The following is a 15,511-nucleotide window of genomic DNA, read 5'->3' as shown; positions in this document are numbered from 1 at the left end:
GACATGGGCCGGCAGTCATGGCCTTTTGTGATTCAATGCTTGGATCCAAAAGTGAATCCAAGCATTCGGCGCCCACAAATATCTATGCAAGCAAAAAGAAATGGGACCTGGAATCAAAAATGACAATTTGGTAGGCAACAAGAGAAGAAAAGATTGTATAAAAGCACCAAAATGCATAAAAATAGCCACAATGATCAATAAATGTGAGATTTCTTGTAGCTCAGAAGCTGTCTAAACGTTAATCATTTGCGATAAATTTAGCTGAAAGCGCGATAGTTGCTCCAACGGATTCGATGTAACAATTCGAGGAGTTCGCCGATGGAGCCGCATTGAAGCACGCCGGCCAAAGCCGGAAACTGGTTCTCCAACCTCAAGCTCGTCTACAAGATTGCATGGGTGCTCACCGCCCTGATGGCGCCGATGGTTGGATCGACCATCTACTCGTTGCGGCAGATCGCTGCAGTCGACCAGAGGCTTGACTTTGTGGTGGATCAGCGCCTTCCCACGGTACTGGACCTCTCGGCGATGGCGTTCGAGCTCGCCGACTCGATTGCTTCGGTGCGCGGTTACATGCTGTAGGGGGATGCTTCGTTCAGGGAGGCACGCGCTTCATCCTGGAAATCGCTTGATCAAGCCCGGCTTGCTTACCGGGAAGAAGCGAAGACCTTCACCAACGAAACGAACAAGGCGCGTTGGGCTGAACTGGATGGTCTGATTTCCGAGATCAAGACATCGCAGGATCAGATGGAGGCTTCAATCCCCAGTGGCGAGCGGGCCAGCGACGAGCAGGTCCGGCGCTTTGCCGAGACGCATGCCCCCAAGGCTCGCCGCGCAATCGAAATTATTGAGGGCGACGGAAAGGCCGATGAAGGGCAGGCCAGGCGGCAGATCGCATTGCTCCGCGGGGATACAAATGAGGCCAAGGCGACGATTGACCGGATGGAGCTTGCCAGCCAGGTCCTAGGGGCCATTTCCCTCATCGTTGCCGTGGCGATTGTCTTCCTGATGATCCGCACCATCGCGCGTCCGATCGTAGCCATGACCGGAGCGATGCGGTCGGTTGCGGCAAAGGATTATGAGGTGACGATCCCGGCTGAGGGACAGCGCGACGAACTCGGGGATATGGCCAACACGCTCTCAACATTCCGCGACGGGCTGCAAGCCAATGACAGGATGGAAGCCGAGGCAGCCCTGCGCCGGGAGCAGGATGCGCGTCGCGCAGCCGCCGTCGCGCAAGCTGTGGCCGGTTTCGAGCGCACAGCCGAGAGCGTGATGCTCACGATCTCCTCCGCTGCCACGGAATTGTCCGCTGCTGCCAACGATCTTTCGAATGCCGCGCAGGAATCCACGATGGAGGCCGCAAGCGTTCCGGCAGCCTCGCATCAGGCGAGTGCCAATGTGAACGGGGTCGCCGCAGCCGGCGAGGAACTCAACGCGACAGCCGGCGAAATCGCCCGGCAACTGGGGGTAGCTACGCAATCGATCCGCGATGCGGTCGAGAGGATGCGCGCGACGGATACCGATATCCAGGCGCTCGCCCTTGCCGCAGACAAGATCGGCTCGGTCGTCGAGCTCATCAACAATCTCGCCGCCCAGACCAACCTTCTGGCCCTAAACGCGACGATCGAGGCGGCGCGCGCCGGTGAGGCCGGTCGTGGCTTCGCCGTCGTGGCATCTGAAGTCAAGAACCTTGCTGCGCAGACTGCAAAGGCCACCACGGACATCGCCTCGATCGTCACCGAGATCCGCCATGTCACGAATTCGACGATTGACTCGATCCAGGCCATCGATGGCTCGCTCTAGTCGATCGACCGGGTCAGCACGGAAATCTCCGGCTCGGTCGCCCAGCAGCAAAGCGCGACGCTCGAGATCTCGACGAATGTCCGCGAGGCGGCACGGGGCACCGAGGACGTCTCGCGCTCGATCGCCCATGTCTCGAGTGCCGCGGGTAACACGGCCGCAGCATCGAGCCAGGTGCTCAGCGCCGCGACCGAGCTTTCCCAGCAAGCCGAGAACATGCGGGAAAGTGTCTCCCGGTTCCTCGCGGAAGTCCGGGCGGCCTGATCTGAAAAAGGGCCTTTGCACCCGACATTGGCGTTGTGCCCGCAAGGCGGTCATTCTGGCGGTCCTTTCGCAAGAAGACAGGCGGTCCACGCCTCGCCGCCCCCAACGGTGTCGATCGGGCATAGAAAACAGCGCTCTGAGGGGCTGCCCTCTCAGAAAATAGAAAAGCACTGCCGAATGGAAGGCGCAGTTCTCATCCAATAGTTGACAAGCTTTTTTATCTCAAAGCGCTCGTGCGTGCAGCTCATTTTTCCTAAAAATTTACCTATTGCATTATATTTTGTGAATATGAAATGTCTTTACCAGGCATGGGTGTCATCCATGAAAAATCGTGCAATGTCGTGGGCTGATTTTTCGATAAAAACAAAGTTAATAATTTTGTTTTCGATGATGTTGCTGCCGTTGGTGATTACATTCGCTCTGGTTCGCGGTGATATTGCGGAAATTGTATTCCGGTCCGATCGGGCAGCAGACCTGCGGATGCAAAACCTACACGACATGTCAGACGTCGCGATCGGAATTTCCGCCAGCTTGAGTGCCACTCATGGCTACCTGACGTCGGGCCATCAGCGCTACGTCGATGCGCGGCGCAAGGAATGGACGGCCATTGATCAGGCGGTTGAACGCTACAACGCTCGCTCGTCCCGCTTTTTCGACCCTCGCAATCGAGAAAGCTGGTTAAAGATGGCCGAAGGCATCAAAGGCCTTCGGGAGGCGCAGGACTGGATCGAGGCCGCCAATCCCAGAACGATGCGGGCTGACGATGCCCTGCTGTCGGATTTCGACAAGATGGTGCTCCCTCTGGCAGAGGATGTCATGAACCGGATCCGTGGCATCTCCGGAACGGATGAGAAGGGCCAGCTCGAACGCATCCGGTCCAATGTGCAATCTGACCTAACCTTCACCTCTCAAGCAGCAAGCCGGCTTCACACGATCCTGATTGTTGCCCTCGTTACGGCAAGCGTGGTTGCGATCATTGGGCTCATTGTGCTGTTCAGCAAGGTTGTCAAACCCATACGGTCCATGACGCTGGCGATGACGGCTGTTGCCCAACGGGATTACGCTGCGGCCATTCCCTGCATCGGGGAAAAGAATGAGCTGGGCAACATGGCGTCTGCGCTGGCGGAATTCCGGGATGGCCTCCGTGAGAACGAGCGCCTTGAACAGGATGCAACCGATCGACGGGAACAGGATGCCCGTCGGGCGGCCATGATCGGACTTGCCATCACCGAATTCGAGCGGATCGCCGAGGATGTCACGCTTGCCATTTCATCGGCGGCAACCGAATTGTCGGCTGCAGCCAAGGATTTGTCCGACGCAGCGCAAGAATCGACGATCGAGGCGGCCAGCGTCACGACGGCTGCCAAGCAGGCGAGCGCCAATGTCAACGGTGTTGCCGCGGCCGGCGAAGAGCTCAATGTCACAGCTTCGGAGATCGCTCGACAGCTCGGCAAGGCGACATCGTCGATCAAATCGGCTGTTGAAAGGATGCGGGCAGCTGATCTCGATATCCAGGCATTGGCCCTTGGTGCCGACAAGATCGGCTCGGTGGTCGAGTTGATCAACAAACTCGCGGCGCAGACCAATCTGCTCGCCCTTAACGCCACAATCGAAGCTGCGCGGGCTGGCGAGGCCGGCCGGGGCTTTGCCGTCGTCGCCTCGGAGGTCAAGAATCTTGCCGCGCAGACATCGAGGGCGACAACCGAGATTGCCTCGATTGTAAGCGAGATCCGCACCGTCACGAATTCCACGATCGACTCGATCCAGGCAATCGATGGTGCGCTCCTGAGTATTGACAGGGTCAGCACCGAGATCGCCGGAACAATGGCCCAGCAACAGAATGCGACGCTCGAGATCGCTACCAATGTCCGCGAGGCAGCGGAGGGCACCGAGAATGTCTCCCGCTCGATCGCGCATGTCTCCGGTGCAGCCGATAATACCGCTACGGCCTCAAGCCAGGTCCTGAGCGCGGCGACCGAGCTTTCCCGACAGGCTGAAGCCATGCGGGAAAGCGTGTCCCGGTTCCTCACGGAAGTCCGGGCGGCCTGAGGCGACGAACAGAATGGCCCGCGTCCGGAGTCTTGCGATCTGAAGGCAATGCGCAAGGGGGAGATAGCCATGAAGGGGTTACAGGTCCCAGAAACTGACACGCAGGGAGCGAGATCTCCGGCTTAGCTTCCTGCGGGCCGTGTCAGAGGAAAAGTCGGCTTGCCGCTGACGGGGAGGGCGGCTAGCCGGGCAGCATGAGCAACGCGCGAATTTTCCGCTACTTCAAGACCAGTCCTGAAATCATCCGCCTCGCGGTGATGTTGGTTGTCCGCTACCCGCTTTCATTGCGGAACGTCGAGGACCTGCTGCATGAGCGCGGCATCGACATCACGCATAAGACGGTCCGGTTTTGGTGGAACCGGTTCGGGACGATTCTCGCGGCAGAGATCCGCCGCAGTCGGGTCCAGGCGATGCGGTCTTTCCAGCATTGGTGCTGGTATCTCGACGAGGTTTCCGTGAAGATCAACAGGGTGAAACACTATCTCTGGCGCGTCGTCGATCACGAGGGCGAAGTGCTCGAAAGCTTCGTCACAAAGCGACGTGATGCGCCCCATCGGCGATATTCCGCCCGCCGAAGTTGAGGAGCGCTACTACGCCATGCTGGACCAGCCAGCTATTGCTGCATAACCTGAACCAAACGGCCTCCGGCGAACCGGGGGTGGTTCACAACGCGCGTTCGGGCGGTCCCGATCGAACAGTTCCGTACCGCACTGAACAAGCCGGAGGTTCAGGATGTCTGGATCCGGCATCTCAGTCAGGAGTTGCGCCGGGTGCGTGCCCATGCCGAGCGCCTGTCTCTGCGCACTGCCGAGGACCGAATCATCCACTTCATTGAGACGGAAGGAACCAACGGACAGTTGGTCCTCACCCAATCGAAAAAGAGTTGGGCCGCGGAAATGGGGTTGACGCATGAGGCGCTCTATCGAACGCTCCGCTCCATGACAGAGGATGGCCTGCTCATCGTCTCAGGCGGCCGGGTTCAGCTGAAACCCACGCCTCACTCTTGAGGATTGCGCCCGGACAGAGGCGGCTTTCCGATTTCGGCTTTCGCGACAACCCGACCAGGCCGCCAGCAGCAGAACCTGCCAAGCGACATTCAGACTCGAGGTCAAACGAGGTTTGCAAAGGCTGTTCCCGCCAATTCCCTCGCATCCCTGGTTCGCTTGAGTTTTCGCAATGCCATGCGACGGCCTTCTCGCGCAAAGTGACGATCTCGTCCATCGCAGCAAGGCCAAAGCCATGTCTCTCTCCAGCGCGACCATTGTTCATGCCGAAGATCGCCTTGCGCATCTTCCGGTATCGCTCTTTGCAATGGTGATGGGTGTCGCAGGATTGAGCGTGGCGCATTTTCGAGCCAGTGCAGCGCTTCCGTTTCTCGCATGGTCCGGCTTTGCACTTACCGCTTTGGCGAGTGCAATCTTCATCGGCTTGCTCGCGCTCTACGTTGCGAAACTCGTCCGGTTTCCCTCGGCAATCATCGAGGAATTCCACCATCCGGTCCGGCTGCACTTTTTCCCCGCCATCACAATTGGTGCCTTGCTGCTGAGCATTGCACTGGCCCAGATTGCGCCCACGCTCGCCCACGGTCTGTTTCTTGTCGCGGCACCAGCCCATCTCGCCCTGACGCTCGTCGTCCTGTCGCAATGGTTCAACGGGACCCAATTCCAGCCTCAGCACATCAATCCGGCGTGGTTCATTCCGATCGTTGGAAACATCCTCGTGCCCATCCCGGCCGTAACCTTCGGATACTCTGAACTCGGCTGGTTCTTCTTCTCGATCGGCATTGTGTTCTGGCCGGTGCTGCTGACGCTGTTCATGCATCGCATGCTGTTTCAGCCGGCTCTGCCGCCGCGGATGATGCCGACGCTGTTCATTCTGATCCCGCCGCCAGCCATCGGCTTCATCGCCTATATCAAGCTTACCCAGACCCTCGACGGCTTCGCCCGCATTCTCTTTTTCACCGCTGTCTTCATGACGCTGCTGGCGCTCTCGCAGCTCAATCGGTTGCGGAGTATTCCCTTCTTCGTTTCGTGGTGGGCTTACTCGTTTCCGCTCGCCGCGATCACGATCGCCACGCTCGTGATGCATGAGATGACCGGCAGCAGTGGATATCTGTTCGCTGGGCTGGCCCTTCTCGCGGTCTCCTCGGTCGTGATCGCCGGGCTGCTTCTGCGGACGGTCATTGCCGCGTTCCGCCACCAGATCTGCATCCCGGAATGACGGGGAGGCCCTGATGGAACAGCGCGTCATCTATGAACGCTTTCCCGTCTTCATCCTCGATGTGCCCCGGCGCGAGACGGATATCGCTTCCCTCGACGGGATGATTGCGCATTTCCGCACACGGATCGATGCCCATCGTCATGCACGGTTCGTCGGCATTTTCGACCATTACGCGCATACGCGCGGACTGGCTGACGGCGAGATTGCCGAAGGTATCCGGGATGCCCGCAACATTGTCTTCTGTTTCGGGCTCTCCATTCCCAGCCCGGAAATCCTTGCGCTGCGCCCACGCTCGATCGGGATCTGCGAACTCGATGATCGCTTCGTCATCAGCTTTCTCGAAGCACCGATGCCGGTCGCCAATGCTGCGATGGAGCAATGGGCACATGCGGTGCTCAGGCGGCATGCGCGCGGGACGAGGCGCTGCGACAATATGAGCATGCGTGATTTCGCACCCGTTGACGATCCTCAATGAGATAGACCGGCTCTGGTTCTAGCGATCATTCATGGCCACAAGCCCGCGGCATCCAAACGAGCAACCGGATGTCGAACAGGCCTGGCCAAGACAGGAATGATCCCATGATAGACCAGACATTCGTTGATCTTTCACGCTGGCAGTTCGCTGCCGTGGCCATGTACCACTTCTTGTTCGTCCCGCTCACGCTTGGCCTGAGCTGGATATTGGTCATCATGGAGTCGGTCTATGTCATGACCGGCAAGGAAGTATACCGCGACATGTCGCGGTTCTGGACCAAGCTTTTTGCGATCAATTTCGCACTTGGCGTGACCACCGGCCTGACGATGGAATTCCAGTTCGGCACGAACTGGGCCTATTACTCGCATTATGTGGGCGACGTTTTCGGAGCACCGCTGGCGATCGAAGGCCTGATGGCCTTTTTCCTGGAATCGACCTTCGTCGGCTTGCTGCTGCTGGGACGCGATCGGCTCACGAAGGTGAAATACCTCGGCGTCGTGTTCATGACTGCCCTCGGGACGAACCTTTCTGCGCTCTGGATTCTCGTGGCCAATGGCTGGATGCAGAACCCGGTCGGGGCTGAATTCTCCGCCGAGACCATGCGCATGGAGATGACCGATTTCTGGGCGGTTTTGTTCAATCCGGTCGCCCAGGTGAAATTCATCCACACCGTCGCGGCCGGCTATGTCACGGCCTCCATGTTCGTGATCGGGATCTCGGCCTGGTACATCCTCAAGGGACGGGATCTGGCCTTTGCCAAGCGCTCCTTCGCGGTGGCGGCCGGCTTTGGCCTCGCCTCGGCCCTTTCGGTCATCGTGCTCGGCGACGAAAGCGGCTACGAGCTGGGCGATGTGCAGAAGATGAAGCTCGCCGCCATCGAGGCGGAATGGCACACGCAGCAGGCACCGGCGAACTTCAATGTTATCGCCCTGCCGGATCAGGAAAACCGCACCAACCGTTTCGAAATCCAGATTCCCTGGGCGATGGGCTTGATCGCGACGCGCTCGCTCGACAAGGAAGTGCCGGGCATCACGGAGCTGGTGGCGAAGAACGAGATCCGCGTCCGTTCGGGGATCACGGCTTACGCGACGCTCGAAAAGCTGCGGGCCGGCGACAAGAGCGAAGCGACCAGGAGCCTGTTCGACCAGCACAAAAGGGATCTCGGCTATGGCCTTCTCCTGAAGCGCTATGTCGAGGATCCGGCCAAGGCGAGCGAGGAGCAGATCAAGAAAGCGGCTTGGGACAGCGTGCCTTACGTGCCCTACCTGTTCTGGAGCTTCCGGATCATGGTCGGCCTCGGTTTTGCGATGCTTGGAATGTTCGGCCTGTCCTTCTATCTGCTGGCGCGCGGCCGGCTCGAACAGAACCGCTGGCTGCTGCACCTTCTGGTCTGGAGCATTCCGCTCCCGTGGCTCGCCTGCGAGCTGGGCTGGTTCGTCGCCGAGTATGGTCGCCAGCCATGGGCCATCGGTGAGGTTCTGCCGACTTTCCTTGCGACCTCGGCACTCACCACCACCGACATCATCACCTCGATGGCGGCCTACCTGGTCTTCTACTCGGTGCTGCTCGCGATCGAGATGTACCTGATGTTCCGCTTCGCGCGGCTGGGCCCCAGTTCGCTGCATACCGGCCGTTACCACCACGAGCGGGGAGCACCGATGACGGCGCGCTTCCAGCCTGCCGAATAACCGACGAAAGGAACGGGCCATGTTGGATTATGAAACCCTGAAACTCGTCTGGTGGGTGCTTGTCGGCGTGCTGCTGATCGGCTTTGCCATTGCCGATGGCATGGATATGGGCGTCGGCATGCTGCTGCCCTTCCTGGGCAAGAATGACGCGGAGCGTCGCGTCATCATCAACACGGTCGGTCCGCACTGGGATGGAAACCAGGTCTGGCTGATCACCGCGGGCGGGGCGATCTTCGCGGCCTGGCCAGCGGTGTATGCGGCAGCCTTTTCGGGCTTCTATCTCGCGATGCTGCTCGTGCTCGTTGCGCTTTTCTTCCGGCCGGTCGGCTTTGACTACCGCTCGAAGCTCGAGAATCCGAAATGGCGCAATGCGTGGGATTGGGGCCTGTTCGTCGGCGGGCTCGTGCCGGCGCTGATCTTTGGCGTAGCGTTCGGCAACCTGCTTCAGGGGGTGCCGTTCCATCTGGATCGCTTCCTGAAGCCGCATTTCGAGGGCAGCTTTATCTGGGCGCTTCTGCCGCTGCTCAATCCGTTTGCGCTGCTCGCCGGTGCGATCAGCGTCGCGATGCTGGCCTTGCACGGCGCGCTCTGGTTGCAGATGCGGGCGGATACCGTGATTGCTGACCGGGCACGTTCCGCGATCGGCAGCCTCGGGCTTGTCGTTCCGGCGGCTTTCGCACTGGGCGGGATCTGGCTGTGGCTGGGCATTGATGGCTATCGCATCGTCTCCGAGCCGGCGCATTCAGCACTGCCGAACCCGCTGGCAAAGGAAGTGGTACGCGCGGCCGGCGCGTGGTTCGATATCTATGCGAAACTTCCCGTCGCCATGCTCCTGCCGATCACGGGCCTTCTGATGCCGCTTGCCGCGCGTCAACTGTCGAGGGCGGGCCGACCGGGCATCGGTTTTGTTGCCTCGAGCCTCGGCATGACCGGGATCATCGGAACAGCGGGCGCTGCCATGTTTCCCTTCCTCCTGCCCTCGAGCACGCAGCCGAATGCCAGCCTGACGGTCTGGGACGCCGCCTCAAGTCACCTCACGCTGAAGATCATGTTTTTTGCGGTGTTGATCTTCCTGCCCATCGTGCTCGCTTACACGCTCTGGGCGTATCGCGCGATGTGGGGCCGGGTCACGCTCGCGCAGATCGAAGCGAACAAGCACTCCGCTTACTGAACCTCGGAAAAGGATTGAAATCATGTGGTATTTTGCGTGGATTCTTGGTGTCACGGCTGCTCTCGCCTTCGGTGTCATCAATGTGATGTGGTATGAGTTCCAGAACGAGTTCGAGAGCGAAGAGGCCGCGACGGAGGCGGCATCGGCAGGCAGCCGCAAGGTGCATGGCTGAGAACGATAGGAAAGCGCGTTCAAGGCGGCCCAGCGACTGTTGAAACGGACATCTCGTGGCGAGTTCCTCTCCTCAGGCGCTGGACTTCCTGAAACGCTGGCGGCCCCGCGCGCGGAAGCCGTTGACCCGCGCGATGATTGCCGGTGGCATCTCCGGCATCATGATTGTCGGGCAGGCCTGGCTGCTGGCGATGATCCTGCATCGGGTGCTGGTCGAGAAGCAGGCGCTGGACACTGTGCTTGGCCTGATCGTCCTGCTTGCACTGACAGTCCTGGCGCGAATTTTGGCGAGCTACATCGCCGAACGCTCCGGTTTTGCCGCAGCACTCGCCATTCTGCCGAAGCTGCGATCGGCCCTGCTGGAGAAGGTGGATCGGGTCGGGCCTGTTGGTCTCTCCACGCGCCCGACTGGCGAGGTCGTCTCCGCTCTCGCTGAAGGCGTGCGTGGCGTTGAGCCTTTTTTCTCCCGATATTTGCCTGCAACTGCACAAGCCGCGATGCTGCCCCTCGGCATTCTGGCTGTCGTTGCGCCGCTCGATTGGATCTCCGGCCTCGCCTTCCTGATCACGGCTCCATTGATCCCGTTCTTCATGGTGCTGATTGGCAAGGGCGCCGAGGCCCTGAACCAGCGGCAATGGCTGAAGCTCCAGCGTATGTCCGGCCATTTCCTGGATGCGATGCAGGGACTGGCGACCATCAAGGCCTTCAACGCCGGTCCGCGCATGCAGCAGGCCGTGGCCGAAGCGGCGGATTCCTACCGCCTGGAAACGATGAGGGTCCTGCGGATCGCTTTTCTCTCCGCACTGACGCTTGAATTCTTTGCTACCGTTTCGATCGCCATCATTGCTGTGCTGATCGGGTTCCGTTTGCTCTGGGGCGAGATGAGCTACCAGCACGGGCTCTTCATCCTGCTGCTGGCGCCGGAATTCTATCTGCCCCTGCGCGCGATGGGCACGGCCTATCACGCCCGCATGGAGGCTTTGGGAGCCGCTGAGCGGCTGGCTGCACTGGAGACCATGCCTGAACTGGCGCGGCCGGATGAAATGCCGGCAAGCATGACAGGCCCGCTGCTCCGTCATGCACCGGCGCTCACGATCGAGGATGTGCACCTTGCCTATCCCGGCGAGCGAACAGGCCTGACGGGCATCACCCTTGCTGTCGCCGCTGGCGAATGCGTGGCGATTGCGGGCCCATCCGGTGCCGGAAAATCCAGCCTTTTCAGCCTTCTCATGGGCTTCGTGATGCCGGATTCAGGTGCTATCCGGATCGATGGGCAGGCGCTGGAAACGATCCCGCTGGCGGCACTCCGGCGCTCGATTGCCTATATCCCCCAGCAGCCGACACTGTTCACCGGAACTGTCGCGTCCAATATCGCACTCGGTGATGGAAACCCCGACGCGGATCGAGTGCGCCGGGCCGCTGAGCAGGCCCGGATTGATCAACGGATCGCTGGACTGCCCAAGGGCTTTTCCACCGTCATCGGTGCCAGCGGCCATGCCTTGTCGGGCGGTGAGGCGCAACGGATTGGGCTCGCACGCGCCTTCTATCGCAATGCGCCGCTCGTGCTGCTGGATGAGCCGACGGCCCATCTCGATCCGGAAACCGAAGCCTTGATCCACGGGTCCATCAGAGCCCTGAAGCCGGGCCGGACCCTCCTGATCATTGCCCATCGTGGAGAAACGCGGGCATTGGCGGATCGGACAATCTGGCTCGACGCGGGCCGGGTCGGGCTGGCGCCGGCGGATGCATCGGCATGATGACGTTCTGGCGTCTTCTCTCGCTCATGCGGCCCCATGCGGGCTGGATGGTGCTGGCGGTCTTTGTCTCGGCCGTGGCGACTGCGGCCCATGTGGCGCTGATGGCGACATCGGGCTGGTTCATTACGTCCATGGCTCTCGCCGGACTGGCCGGTCTTTCCATGAACTACTTCACGCCGGCCGCGATGATCCGGGGATTCTCCATCCTTCGAACGGCGGGCCGCTATGCCGAGCGGCTGGTTGGCCACGAGGCAACCTTGCGGTTTGTTGCCCGCCTGCGCGCCTGGCTCTTTGGCCGTATCGAGCGGGCAGCCCCGGCTTCGCTCGAAGGCATTTCGGCGGGCGATCTGCTGACGCGCCTGCGTGTCGATATTGACCGCATGGAACTCGCCTTCCTGAGGATCGTGGCGCCCATATTGGCCGGTATGCTGGTCATCCTTCCGGTGCTGATCTGGCTTGCGATCAGCCAACCGCTTGTCGCCTTCGTGCTTGGCGCGCTCCTCGCCTGTGCCGGCATGGGCGTTCCGATCGTGCTCCTCGCGATCCACCGACGCGATGCCGCAATCGCAGCCGAGGCGACGGCCGATCTGAATTCCGCATCGGTCGAGGCGATCGAAGGGCAGGCGGAACTTGCAATCTACGATCCGGAGGGCCTCCATCGGAAAAGCCTGATCGGCCATTCGGATCGCTTGCTCGCTGCGGAAGATCGGCTCGCGCGCGGGCAAGCGTTCGGCAATGCCGCGATCCCGCTTTTCGCGCATCTCGGCGTTGTCATTCTTCTGGTGATTGGCATACCCGCTGTACAGGCTGGGGGCTTGCCGCCGGCCGAATTGCCGATGCTTCTGCTCATGACAGTGGCTCTGTTCGACGCCGTCGCCGGATGGCCGCTGGCGGTCCAGTCCGTTCCGGTCGTGCTGGCTTCGGCAAGACGTGTTTTCGGGATCGCCGATCGTGAGCAAGCGGTCCCGGAGCCGGCTCAACCCGAACCGGTTTTCGCACCTCTGACCCTGCATTTCAGCAATATGTGTTTCCGATATCCCGGAGCGGCGGGTGAAGGCTTGCGTGATCTCGACCTTGTGCTGAAACCAGGGCAGCGCATCGCCATTCTGGGGGCCAGCGGCTCCGGCAAATCCACGCTGGCAGCACTGGCCCTTCGGTTCCTCGCCCCGCAACACGGTGCCCTTGTCCTGAACGGGCATGACTACCGGCAGCTCTCCGGCGAACATCTCAGGAAGCATATCGCGTTGCTGGCCCAGAACGATCACATCTTCAGCGGGACGATTCGCGGCAACCTGCTCTTTGCCGATCCTGATGCATCGGACGTGGCCCTGGAACAGGCTTGTCGGACGGCGCAGATTCTTCCGCTGATCGAAAGCCTGCCGGAAGGTTTCGACACCTGGGTCGGTGCGCATGGCCGGGCCTTGTCCGGCGGCGAGGCGCGGCGCCTGCTTCTGGCGAGAACGCTGTTGCGGAGGCCCGCCATCCTGATCCTTGACGAGCCAACCGAGGGGCTTGATGCAGAAACCGAATCCGCCGTCATGGTAGCTGTCCTCGCGGATCATCCAGAAGCAAGCCTGCTCCTGCTTACGCATCGGCTGGCCGGGCTTGCCGAGATGGACGAGATCTTCCGGCTGGAAGCCGGTCAACTTGTCGCGATAAGCAAGCACAGCCTTGCAATCCCCGAGGGGCCCAGACACTCTCGCGCCGATTAAGGGGGAGATGTTGTGAAGCGTATCGGATTGCATGAGGCCTGGAGCGGAACGGCGGATTGCCGGAATTGCATGATCCGGAACTCAGTGTTGTTCGCCGGGCTGAAGGAAGATGATTTCGAGCGGTTTCACCGGCCGATCGATCAGTCGGTTTTCCCTGCCGGCGCCGTGATCTATTCCGCCGGCGATCCTGCTGGTTCGCTTTTCACCATTCGGAACGGGCTTGTGAAGCTTACCCAGTTCCTGCCCGACGGGACGCAACGGATTGTCCGCCTGATGGGAAAGACCGATCTCATCGGTCTCGAAGCCCTGATCGAACCGGAATATCCCCATACAGCGACAACGCTCCAGGATACGGAGATCTGCCGGCTGCCGGTGGATTTCGTCCGCATGCTCTCGCAGAGCAACGCCCAGCTCTTCCATGAATTGATGGCACGCTGGCACAAGGCGCTCAGCAATGCCGATCGCTGGATCACCGAATTCTCGACCGGCTCATCGCGCGATCGTGTCGTGCGTCTGCTGCTCTGGCTGACGGAACGGCACGACGGAGAGCGCTGCGATCTTTTCAGCCGCGAAGATCTCGGTGCCGTTCTGGGGCTGACCACCGAGACGGCCAGCCGGACCATGGCGGAGCTGAAGCGGCAGGGTTTCATCTCCGAACCGCGCACCAATCACTTCCTGTGCGATGTGCCCAATCTTCGTCGTCTGATCGACGCTTGATCGAAAGTTCAATGGCGTTGGCAGCCTTCTGAAGACTGGTTCGTTCTTCCATTGCGAATTCGCATTTCGATCACATGCGATAAATCGCATGTATCTCTCCGTTCGCCGCCGGGCACCGATCAAGTCGGGCCGGAACATCGCGGCAGGCGGGGAGGTTCACGCATGGCTTCGAAGTCAATCAATTCACTTTCGCGCCGGTCACTTCTGTCCCTGGGAGCGGCCGCGACGGCTGGCATCCTGAGCCGTCCGGCCTCCGCGCAGGCTCGGCTCGCGACAAAAGCCCGGATTGTCATTGTCGGTGCCGGGGCGGCCGGGCTTGCGAGCGCATCGCGGCTGGTACAGCGCCTCGATGGGGCCGCGATCACCCTGATCGATGCCCGTAAGGCGCATTTCTATCAGCCCGGCTTCACACTCGTCGCCGCAGGCCTCAAGCCGAAGGATTACGCGATCTCCCAGACGCGGGATTACATCCCTGCCGGTGCAACCCTAATCGAGGACAGCGTGGCCGCCTTCGAACCCGAACAGAACCGGGTGAAGACGACAGGCGGGCAGACCATTCCGTATGATTTCCTGATTGTCGCCACCGGACTTCAGCTCGATTACGGCGCGATTTCCGGCATGGAAACCGGGCTGATCGGCAAGAACGGGATCGGTTCGGTCTATGCAGGGCCGGAAGCGGCCGAGGCGACCTGGCGGGAAATGGCGCGCTTTACCGACACGGGTGGGGTGGGCCTGTTCCACCGCCCTGATACGGAAATGAAATGCGCCGGCGCGCCCCTGAAATATGCCTTCATCACCGATGATCGCCTGCGTCGTGCCGGCACGCGCGGCAAGACCGAACTGATTTATGCCGCGCAGAACAAGGCACTGTTTTCCGTGCCGATCGTCTCCGAAAAGGTCAGGATGCTGTTCCAGGACCGGAACGTGAGAATGGTCCACGACCATGTGATGACCGCCATCGATCCCGGCCGAAAGATTGCCACGTTCAGGACGCCGGCCGGTAGCCAGGAGATCCGCTACGACTTCGTGAATGTCATTCCGCCGATGCGGGCACCCAAGGCTGTGCGCGAAAGCGCTCTGGCCTGGCAAACCGGCGCGTTTGCAGCCGATGGCTGGATGGAAGTTGACATGAAAACGCTCCGCCACAAGCGCTTTCCGAATGTATTCGGGGTCGGCGATGTCGCCGGCGTGCCCAAGGGCAAGACCGCTGCGAGCGTGAAATGGCAGGTGCCGGTTGCCGTCGATCATCTGGTGGCGAGCCTCTCCGGCGGCACGTCCAGCGAGGCGTATAACGGCTACACATCCTGCCCGCTCATTACCCGGATCGGCCGGGCGATGCTCGTCGAGTTCGATTACGAGAACAATCTGACGCCTTCGTTCCCGGGGATCATCGCGCCGCTTGAGGAGCTCTGGATTTCCTGGGTCATGAAGGAGATCGCCCTGAAACCCACCTATCTCGCCATGTTGCGCGGACAGGCCTGAGGAGC

At 60.6% G+C, this 15,511-nt stretch carries 15 protein-coding genes; 13 read left to right on the top strand and 2 right to left on the bottom strand.

From position 1 onward, the window contains the following. Positions 1-396: 396 nt before the first annotated feature. Entirely contained in the window at positions 397-579 is a 183-nt protein-coding gene (locus P0652_RS16865) for a hypothetical protein (protein WP_284180035.1), read from the top strand. 165 nt (positions 580-744) lie between these two features. Continuing rightward, on the top strand, positions 745-1,803 hold the full coding sequence (locus P0652_RS16860) for a methyl-accepting chemotaxis protein (protein WP_284180034.1): 1,059 nt from the start codon (positions 745-747) through the stop codon (positions 1,801-1,803). On the opposite strand, the gene P0652_RS16855 is transcribed toward P0652_RS16860, so the two are convergent. Then, entirely contained in the window at positions 1,800-2,018 is a 219-nt protein-coding gene (locus P0652_RS16855; RefSeq protein WP_284180033.1) for a hypothetical protein, read from the bottom strand. The genes P0652_RS16860 and P0652_RS16855 overlap by 4 nt on opposite strands. A 283-nt stretch (positions 2,019-2,301) precedes the next feature. On the opposite strand from P0652_RS16855, the gene P0652_RS16850 reads away from it, so the two are divergent. Together P0652_RS16850 and P0652_RS18750 are read left to right on the top strand one after the other, a co-directional pair. Beyond that, positions 2,302-4,113: a methyl-accepting chemotaxis protein gene (locus P0652_RS16850; RefSeq protein WP_284180032.1), complete on the top strand. Its 1,812-nt coding sequence runs from the start codon at positions 2,302-2,304 to the stop codon at positions 4,111-4,113. A gap of 194 nt (positions 4,114-4,307) precedes the next feature. Continuing rightward, positions 4,308-4,694 (top strand): DDE-type integrase/transposase/recombinase, encoded by a 387-nt coding sequence (locus P0652_RS18750; protein ID WP_349774992.1) that lies wholly within the window; start codon positions 4,308-4,310, stop codon positions 4,692-4,694. A 376-nt stretch (positions 4,695-5,070) separates the two neighbouring features. On the opposite strand, the gene P0652_RS16840 is transcribed toward P0652_RS18750, so the two are convergent. Continuing rightward, the gene (locus P0652_RS16840) at positions 5,071-5,403 is read right to left on the bottom strand and encodes a hypothetical protein (protein ID WP_284180031.1); all 333 of its coding nucleotides are present in this window, start codon (positions 5,401-5,403) and stop codon (positions 5,071-5,073) included. Positions 5,404-5,451: 48 nt separating this feature from the next. On the opposite strand from P0652_RS16840, the gene P0652_RS16835 reads away from it, so the two are divergent. From P0652_RS16835 to P0652_RS16795, 9 genes are all read left to right on the top strand, one after another. Next, positions 5,452-6,333: an SLAC1 anion channel family protein gene (locus tag P0652_RS16835; protein WP_284180030.1), complete on the top strand. Its 882-nt coding sequence runs from the start codon at positions 5,452-5,454 to the stop codon at positions 6,331-6,333. Positions 6,334-6,346: 13 nt separating this feature from the next. Then, complete coding sequence (locus P0652_RS16830) at positions 6,347-6,808, top strand: DUF6858 family protein (protein WP_284180029.1); 462 nt, start codon at positions 6,347-6,349, stop codon at positions 6,806-6,808. 104 nt (positions 6,809-6,912) lie between these two features. Beyond that, positions 6,913-8,496: a cytochrome ubiquinol oxidase subunit I gene (locus P0652_RS16825; protein ID WP_284180028.1), complete on the top strand. Its 1,584-nt coding sequence runs from the start codon at positions 6,913-6,915 to the stop codon at positions 8,494-8,496. A gap of 19 nt (positions 8,497-8,515) precedes the next feature. Continuing rightward, the gene (gene cydB, locus P0652_RS16820) at positions 8,516-9,667 is read left to right on the top strand and encodes a cytochrome d ubiquinol oxidase subunit II (protein ID WP_284180027.1); all 1,152 of its coding nucleotides are present in this window, start codon (positions 8,516-8,518) and stop codon (positions 9,665-9,667) included. Between the two features lie 22 nt (positions 9,668-9,689). Next, a complete protein-coding gene (cydX, locus tag P0652_RS16815; RefSeq protein WP_284180026.1) occupies positions 9,690-9,839 on the top strand; it encodes a cytochrome bd-I oxidase subunit CydX in 150 nt (49 codons plus the stop codon). 55 nt (positions 9,840-9,894) lie between these two features. Then, positions 9,895-11,595, top strand: a complete 1,701-nt coding sequence (gene cydD / locus P0652_RS16810; protein WP_284180025.1) for a thiol reductant ABC exporter subunit CydD — start codon at positions 9,895-9,897, stop codon at positions 11,593-11,595. Continuing rightward, the gene (gene cydC, locus P0652_RS16805; protein WP_284180024.1) at positions 11,592-13,307 is read left to right on the top strand and encodes a thiol reductant ABC exporter subunit CydC; all 1,716 of its coding nucleotides are present in this window, start codon (positions 11,592-11,594) and stop codon (positions 13,305-13,307) included. Before cydD ends, cydC begins: the two co-directional genes overlap by 4 nt. 69 nt (positions 13,308-13,376) lie before the next feature. Then, complete coding sequence (locus P0652_RS16800; RefSeq protein WP_284180023.1) at positions 13,377-14,024, top strand: Crp/Fnr family transcriptional regulator; 648 nt, start codon at positions 13,377-13,379, stop codon at positions 14,022-14,024. A 162-nt stretch (positions 14,025-14,186) separates the two neighbouring features. Further along, on the top strand, positions 14,187-15,506 hold the full coding sequence (locus P0652_RS16795; protein WP_284180022.1) for an NAD(P)/FAD-dependent oxidoreductase: 1,320 nt from the start codon (positions 14,187-14,189) through the stop codon (positions 15,504-15,506). Positions 15,507-15,511 lie beyond the last annotated feature (5 nt).

This window comes from Rhabdaerophilum sp. SD176 (assembly GCF_030143245.1).
In the GTDB taxonomy this organism is placed as follows: domain Bacteria; phylum Pseudomonadota; class Alphaproteobacteria; order Rhizobiales; family Beijerinckiaceae; genus Rhabdaerophilum.
This window is presented reverse-complemented; position numbering and strand designations above follow the sequence as displayed.

Excerpts from the sequence above, each read along its gene's own strand:
- P0652_RS16840 (WP_284180031.1), bottom strand. The coding sequence starts at position 5,403 with ATGCGCAAGGCGATCTTCGGCATGAACAATGGTCGCGCTGGAGAGAGA.
- P0652_RS18750 (WP_349774992.1), top strand. The coding sequence starts at position 4,308 with ATGAGCAACGCGCGAATTTTCCGCTACTTCAAGACCAGTCCTGAAATC.
- cydC (WP_284180024.1), top strand. The coding sequence starts at position 11,592 with ATGATGACGTTCTGGCGTCTTCTCTCGCTCATGCGGCCCCATGCGGGC.
- P0652_RS16800 (WP_284180023.1), top strand. The coding sequence starts at position 13,377 with ATGATCCGGAACTCAGTGTTGTTCGCCGGGCTGAAGGAAGATGATTTC.
- cydX (WP_284180026.1), top strand. The coding sequence starts at position 9,690 with ATGTGGTATTTTGCGTGGATTCTTGGTGTCACGGCTGCTCTCGCCTTC.
- P0652_RS16830 (WP_284180029.1), top strand. The coding sequence starts at position 6,347 with ATGGAACAGCGCGTCATCTATGAACGCTTTCCCGTCTTCATCCTCGAT.
- cydB (WP_284180027.1), top strand. The coding sequence starts at position 8,516 with ATGTTGGATTATGAAACCCTGAAACTCGTCTGGTGGGTGCTTGTCGGC.
- P0652_RS16795 (WP_284180022.1), top strand. The coding sequence starts at position 14,187 with ATGGCTTCGAAGTCAATCAATTCACTTTCGCGCCGGTCACTTCTGTCC.
- P0652_RS16825 (WP_284180028.1), top strand. The coding sequence starts at position 6,913 with ATGATAGACCAGACATTCGTTGATCTTTCACGCTGGCAGTTCGCTGCC.
- P0652_RS16855 (WP_284180033.1), bottom strand. The coding sequence starts at position 2,018 with ATGTTCTCGGCTTGCTGGGAAAGCTCGGTCGCGGCGCTGAGCACCTGG.
- P0652_RS16860 (WP_284180034.1), top strand. The coding sequence starts at position 745 with ATGGAGGCTTCAATCCCCAGTGGCGAGCGGGCCAGCGACGAGCAGGTC.